23 protein-coding genes are annotated in these 25,083 nt (G+C 40.8%); 18 read left to right on the top strand and 5 right to left on the bottom strand.

Annotated elements, in window-relative coordinates:
- The first annotated feature begins 117 nt into the window (after window positions 1-117).
- From EGC86_RS13905 to EGC86_RS13885, 5 genes are all read left to right on the top strand, one after another.
- On the top strand, window positions 118-867 hold the full coding sequence (locus EGC86_RS13905; RefSeq protein ID WP_123777956.1) for a ferredoxin--NADP reductase: 750 nt from the start codon (window positions 118-120) through the stop codon (window positions 865-867).
- Between the two features lie 215 nt (window positions 868-1,082).
- Window positions 1,083-2,090 (top strand): Fe(3+) ABC transporter substrate-binding protein, encoded by a 1,008-nt coding sequence (locus EGC86_RS13900; RefSeq protein ID WP_123777955.1) that lies wholly within the window; start codon window positions 1,083-1,085, stop codon window positions 2,088-2,090.
- A 102-nt stretch (window positions 2,091-2,192) separates the two neighbouring features.
- On the top strand, window positions 2,193-3,824 hold the full coding sequence (locus EGC86_RS13895) for an ABC transporter permease (protein ID WP_123777954.1): 1,632 nt from the start codon (window positions 2,193-2,195) through the stop codon (window positions 3,822-3,824).
- A gap of 2 nt (window positions 3,825-3,826) precedes the next feature.
- Window positions 3,827-4,858 carry an ABC transporter ATP-binding protein gene (locus tag EGC86_RS13890; RefSeq protein WP_123777953.1) on the top strand — a complete coding sequence of 344 codons (1,032 nt, stop codon included), beginning with the start codon at window positions 3,827-3,829 and terminating at the stop codon, window positions 4,856-4,858.
- Window positions 4,859-5,207: 349 nt separating this feature from the next.
- The gene (locus EGC86_RS13885) at window positions 5,208-6,146 is read left to right on the top strand and encodes a Dyp-type peroxidase (protein ID WP_101085318.1); all 939 of its coding nucleotides are present in this window, start codon (window positions 5,208-5,210) and stop codon (window positions 6,144-6,146) included.
- Window positions 6,147-6,208: 62 nt separating this feature from the next.
- Here the strand turns inward: EGC86_RS13885 and argR are convergent, their stop codons facing one another.
- The gene (gene argR, locus EGC86_RS13880; protein ID WP_011636127.1) at window positions 6,209-6,679 is read right to left on the bottom strand and encodes a transcriptional regulator ArgR; all 471 of its coding nucleotides are present in this window, start codon (window positions 6,677-6,679) and stop codon (window positions 6,209-6,211) included.
- A gap of 166 nt (window positions 6,680-6,845) precedes the next feature.
- Window positions 6,846-7,271: an META domain-containing protein gene (locus tag EGC86_RS13875; protein ID WP_101085319.1), complete on the bottom strand. Its 426-nt coding sequence runs from the start codon at window positions 7,269-7,271 to the stop codon at window positions 6,846-6,848.
- Between the two features lie 122 nt (window positions 7,272-7,393).
- On the opposite strand from EGC86_RS13875, the gene EGC86_RS13870 reads away from it, so the two are divergent.
- The 3 genes from EGC86_RS13870 to EGC86_RS13860 are packed head-to-tail and all read left to right on the top strand — an operon-like array spanning window position 7,394 to window position 8,569.
- On the top strand, window positions 7,394-7,612 hold the full coding sequence (locus tag EGC86_RS13870; protein ID WP_101085320.1) for a hypothetical protein: 219 nt from the start codon (window positions 7,394-7,396) through the stop codon (window positions 7,610-7,612).
- Between the two features lie 3 nt (window positions 7,613-7,615).
- The gene (locus tag EGC86_RS13865) at window positions 7,616-8,164 is read left to right on the top strand and encodes a GNAT family N-acetyltransferase (protein WP_101085321.1); all 549 of its coding nucleotides are present in this window, start codon (window positions 7,616-7,618) and stop codon (window positions 8,162-8,164) included.
- Between the two features lie 48 nt (window positions 8,165-8,212).
- Complete coding sequence (locus EGC86_RS13860; RefSeq protein WP_123777952.1) at window positions 8,213-8,569, top strand: hypothetical protein; 357 nt, start codon at window positions 8,213-8,215, stop codon at window positions 8,567-8,569.
- A 162-nt stretch (window positions 8,570-8,731) separates the two neighbouring features.
- On the opposite strand, the gene EGC86_RS13855 is transcribed toward EGC86_RS13860, so the two are convergent.
- Window positions 8,732-9,319: a GNAT family N-acetyltransferase gene (locus EGC86_RS13855; RefSeq protein ID WP_162023824.1), complete on the bottom strand. Its 588-nt coding sequence runs from the start codon at window positions 9,317-9,319 to the stop codon at window positions 8,732-8,734.
- Window positions 9,320-9,480: 161 nt separating this feature from the next.
- The gene (gene metK, locus EGC86_RS13850) at window positions 9,481-10,632 is read right to left on the bottom strand and encodes a methionine adenosyltransferase (protein ID WP_123777950.1); all 1,152 of its coding nucleotides are present in this window, start codon (window positions 10,630-10,632) and stop codon (window positions 9,481-9,483) included.
- A gap of 539 nt (window positions 10,633-11,171) precedes the next feature.
- On the opposite strand from metK, the gene tkt reads away from it, so the two are divergent.
- The 10 genes from tkt to EGC86_RS13805 all read left to right on the top strand — a co-directional run bounded on the left by tkt (window position 11,172) and on the right by EGC86_RS13805 (window position 22,602).
- The gene (gene tkt, locus EGC86_RS13845) at window positions 11,172-13,166 is read left to right on the top strand and encodes a transketolase (RefSeq protein WP_123778081.1); all 1,995 of its coding nucleotides are present in this window, start codon (window positions 11,172-11,174) and stop codon (window positions 13,164-13,166) included.
- A 189-nt stretch (window positions 13,167-13,355) separates the two neighbouring features.
- Complete coding sequence (epd, locus tag EGC86_RS13840) at window positions 13,356-14,375, top strand: erythrose-4-phosphate dehydrogenase (RefSeq protein WP_011636135.1); 1,020 nt, start codon at window positions 13,356-13,358, stop codon at window positions 14,373-14,375.
- Window positions 14,376-14,454: 79 nt separating this feature from the next.
- Window positions 14,455-15,630: a phosphoglycerate kinase gene (locus EGC86_RS13835; RefSeq protein WP_123777949.1), complete on the top strand. Its 1,176-nt coding sequence runs from the start codon at window positions 14,455-14,457 to the stop codon at window positions 15,628-15,630.
- Window positions 15,631-15,785: 155 nt separating this feature from the next.
- Window positions 15,786-16,850, top strand: coding sequence for a class II fructose-bisphosphate aldolase (gene fba / locus EGC86_RS13830; protein WP_011636137.1), 1,065 nt, complete (start codon window positions 15,786-15,788; stop codon window positions 16,848-16,850).
- A gap of 191 nt (window positions 16,851-17,041) precedes the next feature.
- A complete protein-coding gene (locus EGC86_RS13825) occupies window positions 17,042-18,118 on the top strand; it encodes an MATE family efflux transporter (protein WP_245423163.1) in 1,077 nt (358 codons plus the stop codon).
- The gene (locus tag EGC86_RS21080; protein WP_245423162.1) at window positions 18,106-18,378 is read left to right on the top strand and encodes a hypothetical protein; all 273 of its coding nucleotides are present in this window, start codon (window positions 18,106-18,108) and stop codon (window positions 18,376-18,378) included. The genes EGC86_RS13825 and EGC86_RS21080 overlap by 13 nt, the downstream gene beginning before the upstream one ends.
- 115 nt (window positions 18,379-18,493) lie before the next feature.
- Window positions 18,494-19,234: a DUF481 domain-containing protein gene (locus tag EGC86_RS13820; protein WP_011636139.1), complete on the top strand. Its 741-nt coding sequence runs from the start codon at window positions 18,494-18,496 to the stop codon at window positions 19,232-19,234.
- A gap of 620 nt (window positions 19,235-19,854) precedes the next feature.
- On the top strand, window positions 19,855-20,502 hold the full coding sequence (locus EGC86_RS13815) for a hypothetical protein (RefSeq protein WP_123777948.1): 648 nt from the start codon (window positions 19,855-19,857) through the stop codon (window positions 20,500-20,502).
- Window positions 20,495-21,070, top strand: coding sequence for a hypothetical protein (locus tag EGC86_RS13810; RefSeq protein ID WP_123777947.1), 576 nt, complete (start codon window positions 20,495-20,497; stop codon window positions 21,068-21,070). Before EGC86_RS13815 ends, EGC86_RS13810 begins: the two co-directional genes overlap by 8 nt.
- An 89-nt stretch (window positions 21,071-21,159) precedes the next feature.
- Window positions 21,160-22,602, top strand: a complete 1,443-nt coding sequence (locus EGC86_RS13805; protein WP_011636142.1) for a hypothetical protein — start codon at window positions 21,160-21,162, stop codon at window positions 22,600-22,602.
- Between the two features lie 160 nt (window positions 22,603-22,762).
- Here EGC86_RS13805 and EGC86_RS13800 read toward each other — a convergent pair whose 3' ends face one another.
- Entirely contained in the window at window positions 22,763-25,012 is a 2,250-nt protein-coding gene (locus EGC86_RS13800; protein ID WP_011636143.1) for a PAS domain-containing protein, read from the bottom strand.
- Window positions 25,013-25,083 lie beyond the last annotated feature (71 nt).

Here is a 25,083-nt window from a genome sequence, read left to right as displayed (position 1 = left end):
TTAATCGCGTGTGATTATTCACTATAGATATAAATCGGGGAGGCTTTTAATTAAGCAAATATCTGTATAGATTGGTATTATAGTAAATACATACGCCAGTCTAAAAGGAACAAAGTCATGTGGATTACCGGTACCGTGCTAAAACGCATTGATTGGAATGATAAATTATTCTCGTTGCGTATCAAAGCCGATGTCGAACCTTTTATCGCAGGTCAGTTTATTAAGCTCAGCCAAATGCGTGATGATAAACGTGTCGCGCGTGCGTATTCGCTTGTAAATCCCCCTGGGACTGATTATGTCGAGGTGCTGGCTGTTGCGGTAGAGGATGGTCAGTTATCTCCAGATCTAAAAGCATTAAGCCCTGGTGATACCATTCAAGTCACGCCTAAAGCGACCGGTTTTATGACTTTAGATGAAGTCCCTAAAGGGGCATTGCAAGGCAAGCATTTATGGCTGTTAGCGACAGGCACTGCAGTGGGTCCATTTATCTCTATGCTTGCAACCGATGAGCCATGGCAACGCTTTGAAAAAGTCGTGTTAGTTTATGGTGTAAGGCTTGGTGAAGATTTAGCTTATTTAGAAACGATTAAACAGTTTATTAGCCAACATCCTCTTCAGTTTGTGTTTATTCCAATTGTGACCCGTGAAGATTATCCCGAAGGCTTATCATGTCGCATTCCTGATGGTATTAGCAGCGGATTAATTGAACAGAAAGCAGGCTTAGGGATTAATGCAGAACATTCTCAAGTGATGATTTGTGGTAACCCAGGAATGATAAATGATGCGCAAACCGCTTTAGTTGAAAAAGGCTTAGTAAAAAATCTTCGACGAGCGCCTGGACAAATTACGGTCGAAAAATACTGGTAGTGTTTTGGTCAATCATAATTTCATGATAGTGGCTTAAGCTTGCCATATTGGCTTACAGCATAACAATTTGATGTTTTAGCCTTGGCGTTTTAACTGCTGAATGTGAAACAGCACTTGCTCCTTTTGATATGATCACTTACCCTGTTGCAATTGATAACCATTATCAATTGCGCCGGTGACGGCGGAATATTGATTCAGTTAAGGAGCGTTGATTAATGAAATTGCTAAAAAGTGTCGCATTATTAGGCTTGGCTTGTGTTGCTTCTTCTGTGAGTGCTGCAGATGCATTAACGGTTTATTCTTATCGCCAAGCTTTCCTGATTGAACCTATTCTAGAAAAGTTTACCGAGCAAAGTGGTGTCGACGTAAAGGTTGTTTTTGCTAAAGATGGCATTGCAGAACGTATGGTGCGTGAAGGTCGCCTATCTCCCGCTGACGTGGTGTTAACATCTGACTTCTCTCGCTTAATGGAATTAGTGGAAAAAGATCTTGTTTCTCCCGTCGACAGTGCGGTGATTAATAGCAATATTCCCCCTCAATATCGGTCACAACAGAACAATTGGTATGCGCTGACGATGCGTGTTCGTAATCTGTATTCTTCAAAAGAGCGTAGCGGTAAAATTGACATCGATTACGAAGACTTAGCTTCAGCAGAATACAAAGGTAAAATTTGTACCCGCAGCGGTAAACACCCTTATAACGTCGCATTAGTGGCGTCGATGATTGCCCATGACGGTGAAGCGAAAACGAAAACCTGGTTAGAAGGGGTAAAAGCTAATTTAGCTCGTAAGCCTCAAGGCAATGATCGTGATCAAGTATTAGCAGTTAAAGAAGGCATGTGTGACATTGCTATCGGTAACAGCTACTACTACGGCAACATGCTGATGGATAAAAATCAGAAAAGCTGGGCTGAAGCGGTTGAAATTAACTTTCCTAATCAACAGAACCGTGGTGCTCATGTAAACGTATCAGGTATGGCATTAGCCAAACATTCACCGCATAAAGATAATGCGATTAAGCTAATGGAATTTCTTACTTCAAACGTTGCACAGAAAATGTATGCAGAAGTTAATATGGAATATCCGGTAAAAGCTGATGTAGCACCATCTGAATTAGTGGCGTCATGGGGTGATTTTAAAGCCGATAGTTTGCCTATCTATAAGTTGGCTGAATATCATCAAGACGCTGTAAAACTGCTTGATGAAGTGAAATTTGATCTTTAATTGAAGCTTGTTTAAACATTATCAGCGCATTATCGATATGATTGATAGATTGATAGATTGATAGATTTATTGATGGTGCGCTAAGTTAACTCGGTATTATTTATGATTTTAGGTTTAACCAGAAGCTGGTCGCTTGCTGGTTATTTTATTACGGCAATATTAATCTTGCCACTGATTGCCTTAATTGTGCAGTCCACTCTTCCTGATCAAGCTGTATTTAGCCATTTATTCAATACAGTATTACCGACATACATCGCCAATAGTTTATTGCTCATGTTGTTGGTTGGACTTGGAACACTGGTTTTAGCTATTCCAGCTGCTTGGTTAATTGCCCGTTGTGATTTTCCCTTTCGCCGTTATTTTCAATGGTTACTCCTTCTTCCATTAGCGATGCCAGCCTACATTGTGGCGTATGTTTATACCGATATGCTTGATTATGCAGGTCCAGTGCAACGTGTATTAAGGGCTTGGTTTGGCTGGCAATCTCCCCTCGATTATTATTTCCCCGCGATACGTAGTCTTGGCGGGGCAGCGATAATATTGTCGTTAGTATTATTTCCTTATATTTATTTATTAGCGCGTACTGCGTTTATGGAGCAGTCTTCCAGTTTATTATACGCATCGCGTGTAATGGGATGCAGTCCGTGGCGCAGTTTTTGGCGTCTTGCAATGCCAATGGCAAGACCTGCTTTGGCTGTCGGCGTGGCACTTGTTGCAATGGAAACCGCAGCAGACTTTGCCACCGTGAGTTATTTTGCCGTACCAACATTAACCACAGCAGTTTACGACACGTGGCTCGGCTATGGCAGTTTAACCGCGGCAGCAAAGCTGTCAGCCATTATGCTGCTAGTGGTATTTTCTATGATTGGGGTTGAGCGTTTTGCCCGGCGTAAACAGCAATTATTTCAAAAACAATCCTCCCTCAACGAAGCTGACAGATATGTGTTGTCATCGAAAATGGCTTGGGTCGCACTAGGGTATTGCGCATTATTGTTGTTTATTGCCTTTTTGCTGCCCTTTATGGTGTTGTGTGCTTATGCTATTGATTATTTCAATGAGAGTTGGGATGTTCGTTTTTGGCAATACAGTCTAAACAGTTTATATATTGCCGCTATTGTTAGTGGTGTGTGCGTGGTTTTATCATTGATACTGATGTTTGTGCGCCGTGTGAGTCCGCGAAAAAGTGATCAGATTCCCGCAAGATTGAGCAGTACTGGTTATGCTTTACCGGGTACAGTGTTGGCGATTGGTGTTTTGGTACCGCTGACGTTTATCGACTTTGCAATTAACGATATTTACGATTGGTTTGGCGCCCGAGGCCCAGGTTTATTACTGACTGGCAGTGTTTTCGCATTGATTTTTGCTTTTTGTGTTCGTTTTATTGCAATATCCATCGGCAGTTTAGAAAACAGTTATAAGCGTATTTCCCCTTCTTTAGACATGGCTTGCATTACCCTCGGGCGAACGCCTACTCAGTTACTATGGCGAGTACATTTACCTTTATTGCGCAAAGGGATATTTGCTGGTGCTTTGTTAGTGTTTATTGAAAGTATGAAAGAATTACCCGCAGCGTTATTATTGCGTCCTATAGGATTTGAAAACTTAGCGACTTATGTTTTCCAATTTGTCTCAGATGAAAAACTAGAACATGGCGCATTGGCTGCTATTGTTATTGTGTTAGTTGGGCTTGTTCCCTTGATTTATCTTAATCGCTCATTGGAGCAACAAGGCTAATTATGTCAACCTTAACCATTGAAAATGTGTGTAGTGATTATGACGGTCAAGTGGTGTTGCGCCATTTAGATCTTACCCTGGCGCAAGGTGAAATTGTCGCATTATTAGGCCCCAGCGGTTGCGGCAAGACCACACTACTGCGTGCGATTGCGGGTTTACAAGCCATTAGCCAAGGTAGCATCAGCATCAATGGGCAAACGTTGAGTGGTGATGGTGTGTTCGTTGCGAGTGAGCAGCGTGGTGTTGGAATGATATTTCAAGATTATGCCTTATTTCCGCACTTAACCGTGGCAGACAATATCTTATTTGGGGTTAATGAACTCAATCGTACTGTGCGGTTAGCTCGATTAGAAGAAATGCTCGAGCTGGTTAAATTAACCGGGTTGGCGTCTCGTTACCCACATGAATTATCTGGTGGTCAACAGCAACGAGTGTCGATTGCGCGTGCATTGGCATATCAGCCAGAATTATTATTGTTAGACGAACCGTTTTCTAATATCGATGCGCAAGTCCGTAACGATATGATGTTAGAAATTCGCGCCATATTAAAACAACGTAATGTTAGTGCCGTGTTTGTGACTCACAGTAAAGATGAAGCATTTGTGTTTGCAGATAAACTGGCTTTATTTAAAGATGGCGCCATTATTCAGCATGGTAAAGCCGAAACCTTATACAGTGCACCAGCTGATCGCTACGTTGCCGATTTTTTAGGGGCGGGTAATTACTTACCTGTTACGGTTACCTCCAGCCATCAAGTGCACTATTCCTTGGGCGATCTTAGCAGCACAGAAGCATTGTCTTTGCCTATTGGCAGCCAAGGGCAATTATTATTGAGACCACAGCAAATTGAATTACATCCTAGCATCAATGGCCGAGGGTGCATTGTAGAAAGGCATTTTCTTGGTACGGTATGCCATTATCAAGTCCAAATTGGCGCTGATATTTTGAATGTTAGTAGCCAATTAACAACATTAATGGCAGGTCAACGAGTGGATATAAATATTACAGCGCATCCACTGGTGATTTTTAATTAACTATCAATGCTGTAATCTTAATCGTTCTGCTTATTCTTAATCTTAGTTCGGGGCAAAGTGGTGGTAAAATAAGCTAAATAGCTGGTTAGGTTTTATTTTTTGATCTCTAACTTTAGCGAGCTAGTCAATAATTGCAATGAATGATCAAGCTGTTATCTGCACGAATATGAGTACAATAGATATTACAAGCTGGCTAAATGTGAGTACACTTCAAGTAATTTAAATTTGATTAAGTTAATCTAATGATTAGCTTAACTGGTAAGAGATGTTAATCGCCGTCGAATAACATCAAAACGTTAAATTATCACCGTTTAGGCCGACATTTAGTATTAAGATGGATGAAGTTAATATGGGTAACCAAGTTATGCCTCGTGAACAGTTAGGAATTTGCGCAGAAGGGAATTTACACAGTGTGTACTTGATGTTTAATGCCAACGATGGTGTTGAAGATCAGTTACGCCCATCTATTGCTAATGTAGCGCAGTATATTTATGAACTCACGGATCAATATGCCGACAGTGCTTTTAATGGCTTTGTGGGTATTGGGGCTAATTTTTGGGATACCTTTTATCCAGAATCTCGCCCTGCATTATTAAAACCTTTTCCGGCCATGAGTGAAGGTAACCGTGATGCACCTGCAATGGAATATGATCTGTTTATTCATATCCGTTGTGATCGCTATGATATTTTGCATCTTGTCGCCAATGAAATTAACCAAATGTTTGAAGATTTGGTCGAGTTAGTCGATGAGGAACGTGGCTTTCGCTTTATGGACAGTCGTGACTTAACTGGTTTTGTTGATGGTACTGAAAACCCTAAAGGACGCCATCGTCAACAAGTTGCACTTGTCGGTGATGAAGATCAAGAATTTGTCTCTGGTAGTTATGTTCATGTCCAAAAATACATGCATAACTTAAGTAAGTGGCATCGTTTACCGCTTAAAAAACAAGAAGATATTTTTGGTCGTACCAAAGTTGATGATATTGAGTATGAATCAGAAGATAAGCCATTAACCAGCCACACAAAACGAGTTAACTTAAAAGATCCACACGGTAACGCATTAGAAATTTTACGTCAAAGCATGCCATATGGTTCGATTAGAGAACAAGGATTGATGTTTATTTCAGTATGTCGTACACCGGATCACTTCGAACAAATGCTCCGCAGTATGGTGCACGGTGATGGTCACGGGAATCATGATCATTTGATGTTGTTTACTAAAGCGCTGACTGGATCGTCTTTCTTTGTGCCATCATTGGATTTTTTAACTCAATTTGATGATGCGTAAACGCCAGTTTTAGGTAATAAAAAAGCAATGCCATGGCATTGCTTTTTTATTGAAATGGTTTTTTATTCACTATAGTTGAATAAAGATCTAACCGTTTCTAATGTCTCATCAATGGTTTTAATACTTGCTGGACAGATGAAAATAGTATCATCACCGGCAATAGTACCTAATATCCCTTCTGGTTTGCCTATTGAATCGAGCAAACGGGCGATTAATTGCGCAGCACCAGGGCTAGTTCTTACCACGATCATGGCTTGGTTATGATCGACATCCAATACCAAATTTTTAACTGGGCTACCAGCAGTAGGTACGCCTAGCTCGGCAGGGAGGCAATACACCATCTCTTGCTTAGCGTTGCGAGTGCGTACAGCACCAAATTTGCTGAGCATACGTGATACTTTAGATTGATTAATATTACCGAATCCTTCGGCTTGAAGCGCATTAACAATCTCGCTTTGGCTTCCAAAACGTTCTTCTTTGAGAATCGCTTTAAAAGTGCGTACGAGCTCATCCTGATTTCTTGTCGCTGGCATAGTGATAATTCATCTTATAGTTGTTATTCAAAAATCTAGCACATTTTGAATAGATTGACTTATTAAGTCAAGAAAGAATCAGATTTATTGAATAAAAATTCATTTTTTAATGGAACTTTAAACTGACACTAATAACTAATCCGGCGACTCATTTAAACCATAGGCTTTAGGATAAGGGTAACGATTGTTTTGTCAGTACCAATAGCGTATCACCATTTATAGACAATAGATTGAGTTTTCCTTTAGAGAAATCAACTTGTTCTACCAATGAAATCGCTTGCATCAGTTCAGCTTCTTGGGTGATTAAACTATCGATACAGGCTTTCATAGTCGAACCTGATGGTGCAAGTTGTAGCAAGTGACCTTGTTGGGCGTAACGACCAAAAAATTGATTACAGCTATTATTACCTGTCAGTTCACCGTTTGGAGCAAAAACTAAATTTGCTGGGCTATTATTAATGGTAGGAGTGTCGAGGACGACTTCTACATGCCAAGTACCAATTAATTGTTCATTTGAGACAATTTGAGTGTGGCTTTGACAAGCACTAAGGCCTAAAAATATAACAGTGGCGCCGAGAATATGCTTTATCATGTTAAGAGATTTCCATATACCAAAAAATTGCCGTTATTCTACTACTTGAGTGTGAATAAGAGCGTAAATAATTGTAATGTTTTGGATTAATGAACATTATTTAACGTATTAAAGAGTCGCAAATGATCAAATTAGTTAAAGTGTTACATTTCGTCGGTTTAATCATGTTGTTGGTGGGTGTCGGCTTATATTGGCAAAGTGATATCGGTCAACAAGTCAGTGGGATGTTGGTCATTGCTTCACTCATTGGCGTGGGAACACTAATTATGTCTCCGCTGCCCGTTGCGCTAGTGATAGAATGGGCTAAGAAACAATCTCCCAATTCAGGGTCAAAGGAATAATCATTGTCATTTATTATCCGTAAGGCGTTATTAACCGATGTTGCTGCTATTGTGCAGTTAGAACGAGCCCATGTTGATGATGAGTTGGTAGGTTCAAATAGCCAACTTCATGCTCATTCATTTACCAAAGCAGAGGTGAGCCAGTTGATAAATCAACATTGGTTTATCGTAGCTGAAGAGCAAGGGGTGATCATTGGATATGTGATGGCGGCAAAATGGTCATTTTTTTCCTCGCAACCATTGTACCGACATATTATTCAAAAACTTAAGTTTGCCGATTTAAATGGACAAGCTTTATCGACGACTAACACGTGCCAATATGGACCCGTTTGGATACAAGAATCAAAACGCGGCCAGGGAGTTTTTTCGGCGCTGGTTACCGAATTAAAAAAACAAGTGGCAGATACCTTTCCATTTATGGTGACGTATGTTGCCGCTGACAATGCGCGTTCGTTGGCAGCACATCAACAAAAAGCCGCAATGACAGAGATTGATCAATTTCGTTTTGAACAACGTGATTATTGTTTACTGGCCACAGCTAATATTACGTGATCGTTATACTAAGGGGTGTTGATAAAGTGGTTATTTATGAGGAATATTATGAGTACTAACTTTGAAGCACTCTTTTCACCCTATTTGGATTTAAGATTATCTGCATTTGACAATATGAAGCTAATAGCCGCGGTGTTGACTGATGCGACAGAGTTGTATGAGTGTGTTGAAGCCGATTTACAAAATCCAGATGATCCGCAATTGCAGCAATCGGGGTATTTTGTGCGCTGGCAAGACATGTGGCTATTTTGTGGCGTAACCAATAATTATCAAGCAGCGATTACGCTATTTACCGATGTCGAGCGGATTAACTTAGCGTCTATCAGTGTCAAAGTAGTGCCCGTAATGACAATGCAACAAGTGTCGTTTATGTGTATTGAAAGTTCACATTTCGATCATTGTTAACGAGTTCGATCACCTTGTACTTATGCTGACTTAGTTTGATTACGCTTAAGTCTATTTGGGCTAAATTTATTGGTGTGCAATAGCCTTGAGAGGCTTTAATACGATCTAGATTTTGTCTGAGTTTGGCTCATTGATCTTATTGAGTTAGATTATTAATCTAGATTATTTATCGGGATCATTGAGCTGCATCAACACTAGTGGTCGTTGTTCACTGTGATAGCGACGATACAACTGAGTGATGTCTGCTGGTATCGCTGATAAATCATTTTGACCTATCACGACATTTTGATCTATAACGATAAAGTGCTGCTGTTGATATAAGCCAATTAACCACGGATGAGCAAACAAGAAGCAATTTTTAGCGGTTAATTTGGGCGCGATAAATTTCAATAACTGAGTTGAAAGCTGTTGTCCACGGTAGTCAGGGTGAACCAATAATCCATTGATTAATTGATATTGGCCAATAGGTTTAACTCTTACCGCAGCGATTATTTTTTGCTGGCTTATATCAACTTCATCAGTAGCTGGTGGGCTTAGATGATGAATGACAGCCACAGACTCTTTCTGAGCTAATCGAGCATACGGCATATGTTGACGATAGAATAACTTGATTGCAGACCACTGTTTAATGGCTGGCAAGTTAATGGCTGGAATGTTAGTAACAGGGCTGTTTATCGCACAGGGGTTAGTTGCCGTTGATGGCTGGTGGTTTGCTGTTATCTTTGTGTTTAGCCAAGTGGGTTGATACATAATCTGAGCCATTGTTGAGATTAAATGTTGAGATTAAATGTTTAGATCAAATCATTGTATTGCCAATGATAGATAAAATAAAACCGCCAGTTGGCGGTTTTATTTTTTATCGTGTTAGCTTAATACAGACACTAGCTTAAGACGATAATTATGCTGGCTGATTATAAACCTGCATCTGCACGAAGTGCTTCAGCTTTATCAGTCGCTTCCCAAGGGAAGATATCTCGGCCAAAGTGGCCATAAGCAGCAGTTTGCTGATAGATTGGGCGTGCCAAATCTAGCATTGCTGTTAAGCCGTATGGACGTAATTCGAAGTGTTGACGTATTAATTTAATCAATACTTCTTCTGATACTTTACCGGTACCGAATGTTTCAATACTAATAGACGTTGGCTCTGCAACACCAATAGCATAAGACACTTGTAGCTCACAACGGTCAGCTAGACCAGCTGCAACGATATTTTTAGCTACATAACGTGCAGCATAAGCCGCGCTACGGTCTACTTTTGATGGGTCTTTACCAGAGAAAGCACCACCACCGTGACGAGCCATACCGCCGTAGGTATCTACAATAATTTTACGACCTGTTAAACCACAATCACCAACAGGGCCACCAATCACAAAGCGACCAGTAGGGTTGATAAAGTATTTAGTGTCTTTGTTTAACCATTGAGCAGGTAATACCGGCTTGATGATAGTTTCCATTACCGCTTCAATTAAATCAGCTTGTGTCACATCTTCACGATGTTGAGTTGATAATACAATCGCATCGATACCGATGATTTTGCCATCATCATAAGCAAACGTGACCTGGCTTTTAGCATCTGGGCGTAACCAAGGTAGTGTGCCGTCTTTACGTACTTCAGACTGACGCTTAACTAATTTGTGCGCGTAAGTAATCGGTGCAGGCATTAATACGTCAGTTTCATTGCTGGCATAACCAAACATTAACCCTTGATCACCAGCACCTTGCTCTGCAGGATCTGAACGATCAACACCTTGATTGATGTCTGGTGACTGTTTGCCTATGGCATTAAGTACCGCACATGAATCAGCATCAAAACCCATATCTGAATTGGTATAACCGATTTCGCGTACCGTTTTACGGGTAATTTCTTCAATGTCGACCCAAGCAGAAGTGGTGACTTCACCGCCCACTAATACCATACCGGTTTTGACATACGTTTCGCACGCAACACGAGCTTTTGGATCTTGCTCAAGTATTGCGTCTAATACCGCATCAGAAATCTGATCGGCGATTTTATCTGGATGACCTTCTGAGACAGACTCAGAGGTAAACAAGTGCTTTGCCATAATAGGAAAATCTCGTTGGTTGCATTTGAATATACGTCTAGACGTCTATTTTAGTCGAAATCTAATCTGATAACACCCCTTTATACGAATTTAACTGGAGAATTGTGCAGTGGTGCATGAATATTTTTTATTCACAAGGAGTGTGTTTAGCGGTGAGGCTAATTAACATTTTGATTAAAATCGTTTTTTATAGTTTTTACTGATCGAATTTAACTACTTTAGTACTATTAATTGAACAATGTTAGCCATGGTTAGGAAGCTTTATGTGACCTTAAAACCTTTGTTTTAATGATGTTAAGCTAGTTTCGTGCTCGACTGTCAATAAATAATTACTCACAGCATCAATGCACTTTTTGGTGATTAGATCATCTTATATGGTGAATAAATGTAGCGGTGTTGATGCCTTATATAAGCAAAATGGCGTTTATTACAGGCATAAAATGTAATGAGAGAAATTTTAATTTGCGTCACATCGCCTTGTAGGGGAAAATATGGCTTCACAATTGCCCGTTAGACCTTACAAACAAGCAGGAGAGAGCATGTCATCTCGTAAAGTACTCGCTAACGCTATTCGCGCCCTAAGTATGGATGCGGTTCAAAAAGCCAATTCTGGTCATCCAGGTGCCCCAATGGGGATGGCTGATATCGCCGAAGTGCTATGGAATGATTTTCTAAAGCACAATCCAACTAATCCTAACTGGGTCGATCGCGATCGTTTTGTTCTGTCAAACGGTCATGGCTCTATGCTTATCTACTCTTTACTGCATTTATCTGGTTATGAATTGCCTATCGAAGAGCTAAAGCAATTCCGTCAGTTGCATTCTAAAACACCTGGTCATCCTGAATATGGTTATACCCCTGGTGTTGAAACCACAACGGGTCCTTTGGGTGCTGGTATCAGTAACGCAGTTGGTATGGCGATTGCTGAAAAAACCTTAGCGGCTCAGTTTAACCGTCCTGGACACGACATTGTGGATCACTTCACATACTGTTTCTTAGGCGATGGTTGTTTAATGGAAGGGATTTCTCACGAAGTCAGTTCATTAGCTGGAACATTAGGCCTTGGTAAGTTAGTGGCATTTTGGGATGACAACGGTATTTCTATCGATGGTCATGTTGAAGGTTGGTTCACTGACGATACTCCTAAGCGTTTTGAAGCCTATGGCTGGCATGTTGTTGCTGATGTAGATGGTCATAATCCAGATGCTATCCGTGCAGCAATTGAAGAAGCTAAATCTGTAACAGATAAGCCATCAATGATTTGCTGTAAAACCATTATTGGTTTTGGTTCGCCTAATAAATCGGGCAGTCATGATTGTCATGGTGCACCATTAGGTGATGCTGAAATTGCAGCAGCTCGTGAGTTCTTAAACTGGCCACACGCTCCTTTTGAAATCCCATCTGATGTGTATGCTGGTTGGGATGCAAAACATAAAGGTGTTGCTAACGAGTCATTATGGAATGACAAGTTTTCGGCTTACCAAGCAGCGTTCCCAGAACTTGCTGCAGAATATGAACGTCGCGTATTAAAAGGTGATTTACCAGCTGATTTTGAAGCTAAAGCACAAGCCTTTATTCAAGAAAGCCAAGATAAAGCCGAAGGTATTGCGAGCCGTAAAGCGTCTCAAAATGCCATTGGTTTCTTTGGTGCTATGTTGCCTGAATTACTTGGCGGTAGCGCAGACTTAGCCGGCTCTAACTTAACGCTTTGGTCTGGTTCAAAAGGTATTCAAGACGATCCTGCCGGTAACTACATCTATTACGGTGTACGTGAATTCGGTATGAGCGGTATTATGAACGGCGCGTCGTTACATGGTGGTTTTATTAACTATGGCGCAACCTTCATGATGTTCATGGAGTACGCACGTAACGCGGTACGTATGTCAGCATTAATGGGCATTCAAAACATTTTCGTTTATACCCATGACTCTATTGGTCAAGGCGAAGATGGCCCTACTCATCAGCCGGTTGAGCAATTAGCTAACTTACGTTTAACGCCTAATATGGCAGTATGGCGTCCATGTGATGCTGCGGAAACTGCTGTATCTTGGAAAGCGGCCATTGAACGTCGTGATGCACCTACATCATTAATCTTTAGTCGTCAGGGTCTTAAAGCCCAAGCGCGTACCGCTGAGCAATTAGCTAACGTAGCTAAAGGTGGTTATGTACTGTCTGATTGCCAAGGCACTGCTGATGTGATTTTGATTGCAACAGGTTCAGAAGTGCAATTAGCTATGGATTCTGCAGTAGAGCTAACCAAACTAGGTCAAAAAGTACGGGTAGTGTCTATGCCTTCTACTACCGAGTTTGATAAGCAAGATGCAGCATATAAAGAATCTGTACTACCAAAAGGAGTCACTAAACGTGTTGCTGTTGAAGCGGCACACGCTGACTTCTGGTACAAATATATTGGTTTTGATGGTGCTGTAGTGGGTATGACCACCTTTGGTGAGTCTGCTCCTGGTGGTGATTTACTTAAACATTTCGGCTTCACTGTTGATAATGTAGTAAAAACTGTCCAATCTTTAGGATAATCAACTGAGATTAAACACTTATCTATTAGGTGTTTAATCTGTATAATAACGGCCTGCAATACTATTGTAGGCCGTTTTTTTATGTCTTAAATTCACGTAAAATAATATATGCTAAGTCACTTATTAATCAGTGTTTTTATCATAATTGATTAAATAACAAGTGCTTCGGTTAATTACTCTGGACCCTAAATGATTCGAGTTGCAATTAATGGTTATGGCCGGATTGGCCGCTCAATACTTCGTGCATTGTACGAATCTGGAAAACGTCAACAAATCCAAATTGTGGCGATCAATGAGTTGGCAAAGCCAGAAGCCATTTGTCATTTAACCCAATACGACACGACTCATGGTCGTTTCAAGCATACCGTTAAGCTAAATGGTGATCAGTTGCTTATCGGCGATGACAGCATTTTGTTACTCAATCAACCTGATGCTAATTTATTGCCTTGGGCTGAGCTTGATATCGATATTGTTTATGAGGCCACCGGCAGCTTAATTGATCGTCAAGCTTGCGAAGCACACATTCATGCAGGTGCTAAGCAAGTGCTGATTAGCCATCCTTCTTCTGCAGATGTTGATGAGACCATTGTATATGGTGTGAATCATGATTTGTTGCGCGCAGAACATACCGTTATTTCTAATGCATCTTGTACTACTAATTGTATTGTCCCAGTTATCGACGTATTGGATAAGCATTTTGAGGTTAAGAGTGGTGCCATTACCACTATTCACTCGGCGATGAACGATCAACAAGTGATCGATGCTTATCATGATGATTTACGCCGAACTCGCGCAGCGGGCCAATCTATTATTCCGGTAGACACAAAATTAGCGCGAGGCATTGAGCGTATTTTGCCGCACATGAAAGACAAGTTTGAGGCGATTTCTGTTCGAGTACCAACCATAAATGTGACCGCGATCGACCTGTCAGTCACGTTAGAGAAAAAAGTCAATATTGAGCAAATTAACAGTGTGCTGCAACGTGCGTCAAACGGCAGTTTTAATGGTATTTTAGGTTATACTGACGAGCCTCTGGTATCGTGTGATTTTAACCACGATCCACGTTCGAGTATTGTAGACGGAACCCAAACGCGTGTCAGTGCCGGCCACTTGGTCAAATTATTATTATGGTGCGACAACGAATGGGGTTTTGCCAACCGTATGCTTGATACTAGCTTAGCGATGATTCAAGCAAAGTTAGATCGGTAATATCAATAGATTATGTCGCAATGGGTTAAGCCCGTTGCGCAGCAAGACTTTGTATTAACTTAAAAAGGAACTGCTAATTATGGCAATTATTAACATGACAGATTTAGATCTACAAAATAAGCGCGTGCTTATTCGTGAAGATTTAAACGTACCTGTCAGCGACGGTGTTGTAACAAGTGATGCTCGTTTACGTGCATCATTACCAACAATTCAACTCGCATTGAAAAAAGGCGCCGCCGTAATGGTGATGTCTCATTTAGGCCGTCCAACAGAAGGCGAGTTTAACGCTGAATATTCAATGCAGCCGGTAGTCGATTATTTAGCTAAAGCGTTAGATTGCCCAGTGCGCTTAGTGAGTGATTATCTTGATGGCGTTGATGTGAATGTTGGCGAAGTCGTCGTATTTGAAAACGTTCGCTTTAATGTTGGCGAAGGTAAAAACGATGAAGCACTGTCTAAAAAGATGGCTGCATTATGTGATGTTTATGTAATGGATGCATTTGGTACGGCTCATCGTGCTCAGGCATCTACTCATGGTGTGGGTGTTTATGCTCCTGTTGCCTGTGCTGGCCCATTATTATCACAAGAATTAGATGCATTAGGCAAAGCGCTTGATAACCCTGCTCGTCCAATGGTAGCGATAGTTGGTGGTTCTAAAGTGTCGACAAAATTAACCGTGCTTGAAAGCCTATCAACTAAGGTTGACCAACTTGTTGTGGGTGGCGGTATTGCCAATACCTTTATCGCAGCTGCGGGCTATAAAGTTGGTAAATCATTGTATGAAGCTGATTTAGTTGAAGAAGCAAAGCGTCTTGTGGCAAATGCTAGAAGTCGTGGTGGTGATATTCCAGTACCAACAGATGTTGTTGTAGCAAGCGAGTTTAGCCCAACAGCAGCCGCAACATTAAAGTCAGTTGCGGACGTGACCGACAGCGATATGATTTTTGATATCGGCCCAGACAGTGCAGAAGCACTGGCTAAAATTATTGAACAAGCTGGAACCATCGTCTGGAATGGCCCAGTCGGCGTGTTTGAGTTTGATCAATTCGGCGAAGGCACTAAGCGTATTGCCCAAGCCATTGCTAATTCTAAAGCGTTTTCTATTGCTGGTGGTGGTGACACTCTAGCGGCAGTTGATAAGTACAATATTGCTGACAAAGTGTCTTATATTTCAACCGGCGGTGGTGCTTTCCTTGAGTTTTTAGAAGGTAAAGAATTACCTGCTGTAGCAATGCTTGAAAAGCGTGGCGCTTAGATCACACATCAAGTATTTGTACCGCAAAACCTAATAATAATTATTATAAAAAAATGCTCTGTCATAACCTACAGGATGTAGGTTGTGCCAGAGTGTAAAATCCGTCCAAACGATAGCGACCTAGGTGAGTAATCACCCTATTAATGGAGAACAAAATGGCTCTTATCTCTCTACGACAACTGCTTGATCATGCTGCTGAGCATGGTTATGGCGTCCCTGCATTTAACGTGAACAACCTTGAACAAATGCGTGCAATTATGCAAGCGGCTGAAGCGACTGACAGCCCTGTGATTGTGCAAGCATCTGCTGGTGCACGTAAATATGCTCGCCCACAATTTTTAAAATATCTAATGGCTGCTGCACTTGAGCAGTATCCGGATATTCCGGTATGTATTCATCAAGATCACGGTACTGATCCTGACATTTGTCAGCGTTCAATTCAGTTAGGTATGTCATCAGTAATGATGGATGGCTCGTTAATGGCCGATGGTAAAACACCAGCGTCATACGAGTACAACGTTGATGTGACTCGTCGTACTGTGGCTTTTGCTCATGCATGTGGTGTGTCAGTTGAAGGTGAAATTGGTTGTTTAGGCAGTTTAGAAACTGGCCAAGCAGGCGAAGAAGATGGTGTGGGTGCTGAAGGCATTTTGAGCATGGACCAAATGCTAACAACTCCAGAAGAAGCAGCGCGTTTTGTTGCCGATACTCATGTTGATGCATTGGCCATTGCGATTGGTACTAGCCATGGTGCTTATAAGTTTAGTCGTAAGCCTACTGGTGATGTATTACGTATAGACCGTATTAAAGAAATTCATGCGCGTATCCCTAACACGCATTTAGTCATGCACGGTTCATCTTCTGTACCGCAAGAGTGGCTGAAAATCATCAACCAGTATGGTGGTGAAATTCCAGAAACTTACGGCGTACCATTAGAAGAAATCGTTGAAGGTATTAAGCACGGTGTGCGTAAAGTGAACATTGATACCGATTTACGTTTAGCGTCAACAGGTGCAGTGCGTAAATTCTTAGCTGAACATCCTGCAGAGTTTGACCCTCGTAAATTCTTGAAAGCATCAATGGAAGCGATGGCTGACATTTGTACGACTCGTTATGAAGCATTTGGTTGTGCGGGTATGGGCTCTAAAATTAAGCCTAAGTCACTGCAAGCAATGTATAAAGCTTATCAATCTGGTGAACTTGACCCTAAAATCATGTAAACCTGTTTACGCTAGAATAACAAATCAGCTCATTTTTTGAATGAGCTGATTTTTTTTCAATAAATAACGAAAAGCGTTGTTTTTTTAAACGCTATCGAGCATCATCCTCGCCTCAAAAAATTGCCCCTAAACATCATCGCTTACTGATATAACCTTATTCTGTTAGCCATCTTAATAGTTGAATTACTCATATGCTTGTTAAGCCAAATACTCCCTTATCCTTATTTTCATTGACCTGGCCATTGTTCGTCGACTTTGCTTTGCACTTTTTAACAGCAGCAATTAATACCTTTATGATAAGTCATGTGTCGTATCAGGGAGTGGCGGCGTTGTCTGTAGGTAACATGGTGTTTGAGCTAGCGATTACGTTATTTAGTTTCGTTAGTATTGGCGCTAGTGTTGTCATTACCCAGTATTTAGGCGCCAATAATAAAACTGCAGCCAGTGCCGTGGTGTATTCATCTATCGGATTCAATCTCTTAGTTGGCTTGGTCGCAGCGGTAGGTATTTTAACCGGCTCAACCATGATGTTGAATTTAATGAACTTACCAGCCGAGCTTATGGCCGATGGTAAATTGTACTTACAAATTGTCGGTTTATGTTTAATTCCTGAAGCAATGGCCATGTGCTTAGCGGCGGGAATGCGTGCTCATGGTTTTACCCAGCAAGCCATGTGGGTAACATTATCGATGAATGTGATCACCTTTATCGGCAACTTATTATTACTCTATGGTTGGTTTGGTTTGCCACAAATGGGTGTAGCAGGTGTCGCTATTAGTACTGTTGTCGGGCGACTAGTGGGTGTGAGCATTATGATGGTGTTGTTTGTACGCTATACCAAAATACCATTACATATTCCGAGTATTTTGCGTCTAGATAAAGCCATGCTGAAAAAAGTGTTTCACATTGGCTTGCCTGCAGCGGGTGAAAACGTCTCATGGATGCTGCAATTTATGGTAGTCACTTCATTTGTTGGCTTAATGGGTGATAAGGCCTTAGCGGCGCAGTCATTATATTTTCAGATTTGTATGTTTATCTTATTGTTTGGCCTGTCGATAGGCATTGGTAACGAAATTATTATTGGCCATATGGTGGGGGCTAAGCAATTAAAAGCCGCAGAGCACCAAATGTATCGCGCATTAAAGTTGGGTTTGATTGTGACCAGTATTGTGGCTTTATTCGTTGCAATATGGGGACCTAATCTTGTCGTTCTACGGATGAACAGGACATTATTGTCCTTGTGGGGCAATTATTTGTGCTCACGTTAGTTATGGAACCCGGTAGAACCTTTAACTTAGTGGTGATTAATGCACTAAGAGCTAGTGGAGATGCCAAGTTCCCATTTTTTATGGGCTTATTCTCAATGTGGTGTATTGCGGTGCCTGGTGCTTATTATCTCGGGATCCACTTAGAGTTTGGTTTGCTGGGCATTTGGGCCGCTTTAGCGCTTGATGAATGGGTTAGAGGGTTGGCGATGTTGTGGCGTTGGCGCAGTGGCAGTTGGCAATCTAAGAGCCTTGTAGCTTAGCGCTTAAGGGGATGACTATTTTTCAATTCTGCGATCAAAGTGTTAGTATGCGTGGGAATTTTAAGCGCATGCCCCCCATTAGATTTTGTAAATCGTAAATAAAGGACGAAATGACATGAAAAAACTGCTACTTACTGCAGCAATTACACTAACCATGCCATTTGCAGCACATGCTGGAAGTGAGTTTGTTGAAGGTGATGCCACTCTTGCTGGTGAAGCAGAATTAGGTGCGACTTTAACCACAGGTAATACCGATACTTCTTCGTTTAAAGCGCGCCTAGCGTTGAAACAAGAATTAGGTGACTGGGAAAACGAGTATGTGTTTGAAGGATTATACAAAGAAGACACAGAAGAAGTGACTGCAAAGCGTTATTTCCTTGGTGTGCAAGGCGACTATCAAATTAATGATGTGAGCTATTTGTTTGCTAACACTAACTATGAAGTTGATCCATTCACGGGTTACGATTTCACTTCAACGACTTCAGCTGGTTATGGTCACCGTTTTATTGACACCGACAGAATGTCTTTAAAAGCAGAGGCAGGTCCTGGTTATATTTATCAGCAACTTGATGAAGAATCAGCACTGGCAGAAGGTTATGATAGCGACGACAGCGTTGTTGCTCACGCGGTGATTGATTTCCAAACCAAGATCAGTGATTCATCTAAGTTCCAGCAGAAATTTGTTGCCGATTGGGGTAGTAAATTAGATGCACGTTCTGAAACGTCATTAACTGCAAATATCGTTGGTGCTCTAGCGATGAAATTTGCCGTTATTGTTCGTTATAACAGTGAACCGCTTGATGACAAAGAAAGTACTGACACTGAAACAAACATGACATTACTTTACGCATTTTAAGTTAATAGCCTTAAGTTAACTTGAGTGTAAGTAACAGAAAGCTGGCTTTGCCAGCTTTTTTTATGGACCGTTAGCCGTAATATTATCTTACTGGTATACCAGAAACACTTGCTGATGAGCCACTGTTAGTCCGTAGCCTTATTCAATCGCGGCATTAACTCGCTTGAAAATATCCCTCCAACCGTTATTCATCACTGATTGAGTTGATTCTATCTTTAAAATGCTCGCTATTGATGACTCCATTTCTACTATTGCCTGCTTGATTAACTGCACTCCTTATTAGGCCTGTATTTACCTTGCTTTAACCTTTCTCATTCCAAATACGGTCGAATCAACAATGATATAAATTAGCGATTTCTACATTCATTATCATGCAATTATACCTTGCGCAAATAATCACCATATTCGCGAACTAGTTCACGAATATGCAATATTATCCACAGGATAGCCGACTTAACAACCATGCAACTCTCACTTTGAGAGTATACTTTTTGTATCGGTCGATACACTGAGACAGTGCGATGCAAATAGGATGTTGTTGGTTCGACAATACACGACGTTTGTTGGTCGATCAGACCACGGCAACTCAGTGGCATTTAAATGATCACGAGTATTGGGTTTTGAGCCAGTTAGTCCAACATCGTGGTCAAGTTGTTCCCTTATCTATGCTTGAAACTGTGGCTATTTCAGGCGACTGTCCTCACCAATTATCCCATGCTGAACTACTCGATATTATCAGCAAAATTATCAATTACATGTGTCAGCGCCATACCAATCTTATTGAATATGTACCAGAACAGGGGGTGATTTTATATACCACAGCCACCGCTAAGCGTACCAAAATATTGGAACTACCTGAGCGGCTATTATCTTTAGGTCAGTATCTGTTTATTATTGTAATTCTATTAGGTGTTTTGTTATTTGTTTACTCTAAGCTAAACCCTCCGGAGTTTGCTCAAGCCGATGTATTGCGTCAAGTGTTGACCCCTGATGGGCATATTGTTCAGCTATTTGTATTTGGCAATAATAATCAGCAAGATGCCATATTACATGCGGACTGCTTATCATCGCAATTACGTCTTTGTCATAATATTCGCTGGGATTCAATTCACGTTGCTCTGTCTGCCAATCAAGATTATATGAGTTTCACATTGACCGACGCGAGTGAAACGACACCATTAGTTAATAGCGTTAAAGTCAGTATCGATGATATGAGTACGCCATTTATCACCCAACAATGGCTACAAAAGGTACACATTTGTGGCTAGATTAATACACATTAAAATGCACCGATTACTGCGGTCAAAACGCGGTAAGCTTTTTTTTGTATTAAGTTTTCTGCTTATCATATTTATTGCTATTAGTGTTCTGAATCGTATTGCAAATACCCATAATGTTTGGTATTTCAATTGCCATGCTGATGGTTATTTTAGTCAACAAGGAGAATCGTTATTAACGGTTGATAAAAGCAATTTATGGTTAATGTTAGACATTGATCATCATCAAGCTCAATTGACTTATAAACTTGATTCCTCAACAGATTTTACTGAAATTGCTAATCTATTAGGTAAGGTCAAGCGTGTTGATATGGGCTCATTTACTTATCATCTAGAATTAACACTACAACCTATCAGTTGGCAAGAAAACAGTCGACTACATCCATATTTACGTAACGAATACGGCATAACTACCCCTGACTTTAAGGATGGTTTTAGTGTATCTCAACAGATTCAAGTGATTGACCTAGATCAGACATTGACCAAAGCAACATTAAAATTCCTTCCAAGTAATAACACCTGGTCCTGTCAGTTACTATCCGCAAATACTTCCGACTAATTTTGATTGAATAAATTAACTTTTAGCTTAATATTCCCTTTGCGGTATAGTAGTTCAGTGTCAATTTTAAAAGGTGTGTGAAATATATAGTGGCAAAAGTTAAAGTAAAACAAGAAGAAGCGTTATCAATTAAGTTCAGTCATCAAATGGGCCCTGGTGATCAGCGGGTATTTGATCTGTATTTTTATTTGCCAACAGAAATGGGCATTGGTTCGCATACCTTAGATGAAGAGGATTATTATCACAGTAGTATTCTTGGACGTCGCTCTTATTATTCTAAAGGGCTGCATTTACCATTAGTTCAGTCCCGTTTCGTCAGTTTAAATAAACGAACCTTAGAAGAGTTTCGTTTATACCTTAATTTATTCGCTTATCAATTTGCTGTTGCCATTGAAACTGACGTAAAAGAGCTACACCAAAAACTTGATCTCAATGAGTTTTATCCTGCTTTAGATGAACTTTGTGATGTGGTTACGCAACTATTGAAAAAGTTTCGTCGCAATGAACCAAATGATCCTAAGTGGAAATCTTATTTTGAGCATGCAGATAACTACTTGTCTTGGTTTTGTGAACAGCAGTTATTAAAGACATTAGCACGTAGTCCTAGAAGTGCTGACTATAGTGATGTTAAAGAAAAAGTACTTAACTTATGTCGTAACGAAAATCACTACCGCGAGCAAGTATGTAAATATAACTCTATGCAAACCCAGCAAGACGCCAACCGTATTTCTAATAAGATGTTGCTATTGCGTCGACTCATTCAACAAGGCGTAGTATTAAAAGAAGAATTAAAACCGCTTGGGGTAGGGCTAAAGAAGTTTGTTACTGGCGTCGCCACTGGGCTGGTAATGCTAGTGGTATCAGCGTTGATTATAAAAGCGCAAGGTTTCTTTAATGGATTAACCTTGACCTTGCTACTGACGTTAGCAGTCATTTATGGTTTCAGGGAAATCTTTAAAGAGGATTTTCGTAATGCGATGTGGCGCCTTATCCAACGCGGTCGTCCAAGGTGGAGCCGTATTTTACGTGATACCACCACTCAAACAGTGGTGGCCAAGCAGTTAGTTTGGCTTGAATTTATGCGCAGCCAAGATATTCCTAAAGCGGTTTCAGATATTATGAGGCAACGCCACAGCCAGAATAAAGTGGACTCGGAAGTACTGCATTATCGTATTGCAACTAAGGTAACCAATAAGCCCTTTGAGGCAGATTATTCACAGATACAAGAACAAGTGAATTTCAGTTTAGTGCCTTTTGCACGCCATTTAGAGCGCGGAAAAGCTAAAATATACTCAGAAAGTGAAGGCAATATTAGCAATGAATCTGTTGAGCGTCGTTATCAAGTCAATTTGGTTGCGGTGTTACGTGACGGAAAGCAACAACCTGAATATGCTCGCTTTAAAGTGACCATGAATCGTTCAAGCATTGTTGAAATTACCGAAAGTAAACTGCCTGATAATGTTCAGCCTTTCAGGCTCGAATCTGATGAGATCCTTCCTGAAGTGGTTAGTCATCCGAAACCACACGCTTAAGGTTAGATTGAACGCAATACTCGTATTTAAGTGCTCATCGAGTCGCTAATGGATGGGAGTTATCCTGTCATTAAACAACGGTTCCAATTGAATATCACCTGACGTTACACAATACTGCGTCAGGTGATTTTATCGATCAATTTCACCGGCGGTTGTTAGTTTAATGATTACTTTGATTGTTCGTGGGGCGCGTAAAGGCTTGGCAAATGTTCTGGTCAACAGATTGTTTAGCTCTTTTTAATGCTATTTCAGCGTTAGCTAGGTATGTATCTAAACTTTGTGGCTGCAAGTAGCTGGCGATACCAATGTTAATCCCTTCACCTAAATTCTTTTCTTCAAGACTTTGAAGCATATTAATCGCATATTGATGTGCAGAGTTTGCATTTGTTTCGGTCAGCAAGATGACGAGCTTTCCGAGTTGCCATTGTGCTATTTGATAATTAAGCGGTAACTCAATCAATAATTGCAGTTCAATGTCCTTTTGACGCTTTTCAAGCTGGCTCATATTACCCATATTACTGAAAATTCCTTCTGGGTTAATATCCATTACCAGTAAGCTTGAGTGTTCTTTAGTGAGTTCGCTGAGCTTGAAAAAGTAATTTTCAAGCTCATTTAAACGAAGCACTATGGCGCTTCTATGGCCAATGACGTTACTGTTACTTTGGGTCGACACCGCTGGTGTGGTCTCTTCAAATGTGCAAATAAGGTATTCAATATCACCTTCAAATGTCAATTGGCCTGCTAGCGTCGTTTTTAAACAATGGTCATAACGACTATGGTTAAATGGCATAACTTGCGCAGTCCACTCTCCCTGTAGGCTAATTTGTGCAGTAATATTTTGCCATTGATTTTTCAGCTCATCGCCGAGTAGTTCGGTGATCGAAATATTGGTGTCTCCGTGTAAAGACATCAGGTGATCAAATTGGTTATTACATTTTATTATTAATCCACTGGCATCGGTGAGTGCCATAGCAACCGCTCCGCTACTCATTAATTGATAGAGATAGGCTTGGCGTTGACTTTCAAACAATGCGGTAATGTCTTCAAATGTGACTAACCAGTAATGTTCATTACTGTTAGGGCACTTTTTACTGCGAATATGTGTTTGTAGCATACTACTATTTAGCGTCTCTAAACTGATCTCACCATGCCATTGTTTATGATGGGTTAACGCCTCTTTAATGTGATTAAAGCGTTCATCATCAAGATGCAATACTCGTTGCAAACTGCGGTCTTTAAGAACGTCAGCTGGTAAAGATAGTGCAGCAGCAGCTTTGGCATTTATGCTCTGGATTCGACCGCTATCGTTAACGATTAAACAGCTCAATTCGCTGTTAAACAAACCGTTACTCAATTGAACGCTATTTTGCTTTGCGCGTCGCTCAAGTACAAATCTATGCCTTAGTATTATCAGTAAACTGGCGAGCAGAGCGATTAAACATCCTGCGATAATGATCACTATTCGCCATTGTGCATATCGAGCAGCAATGTCGTCATGACGAATATAAGACAATAGAAAGTATTCTCTTTTGGTTTCATATTGACTGGTTAACTCGACTTTTAAATACACGAAAGTGGAATCATGGCTGTGAAATTGGCCAAAGTTATTCATGGCCATCACTCGCCACAATTCTGGGTAAGATTGCTTTAAACTTGCGCCTAGTGCATCGGGCATATTGTCTAGTGGTGCAGGTTGGTTGGCTCCTGCATAGAGGAACCCTTGAGTATCTAGCATGAGCAATGGTGAATTTTGATTAAAAAAAGCCGGTTTTATTGTTTCAAGTAATTTAACGATCGAATTATAAGTGACCAAATAGCCTTTAATACTTTGGTCTGGATTTTCAATCCATGATAACTGATAAAAATAGGGTTCTAAGATGCCATCAATCGGCGTAAATGCCATTGGTGAAGTGTAAATGTCGTTGCCGCCCATATTTCTGCCCGAGCCTAATAATGCAGCGGGGAGTTGCATGTTATTGAAACTACCGGTAGTGGCAAATTGGAGTTGCCCTTGAGGGTTAAACAATGCCAGCCCAAGCAGTTCTGGAATATTGTCAGTTAATGAATCCCAGTTTTCGATGGTTTTTAATTGCAGCTTTTCTGATGGGTTTTGCAGGTATTGTCTCAGTAACTCACCTTTGGCGATGATTTGGGTTCTAAACTGTAAAAATGACACTTTGTCATAGGCTAAGGACGCGACAGTTTGTAACTCACTATAGCGCTGATCTGCCCAATCTTCTTGTAGGCGACGCTCGCCTAAATTGACCACCATACTAGTGACAATAAACACCGCAATTAATAAAATAATCAATTGGCTTAGCAGCGAAAGAATGTGCTGTTGCGACCAATGAGTCGCCTGTGAAGAAATTAATAACGAGTTTGAAGAACTCACAGCTGTGTGTTTAGACATGGTGCCACTTTTTTAGCATTCTCTTGGTGGCAATACTAGCATGAAGCCGGCATTCGCGAAAACGTCTAGCT

The organism is Shewanella frigidimarina (assembly GCF_003797125.1).
GTDB lineage: Bacteria > Pseudomonadota > Gammaproteobacteria > Enterobacterales > Shewanellaceae > Shewanella > Shewanella frigidimarina.
Note: the sequence above shows the minus strand (reverse complement) of the source record. Positions and strands in the feature narration are given on the sequence as shown.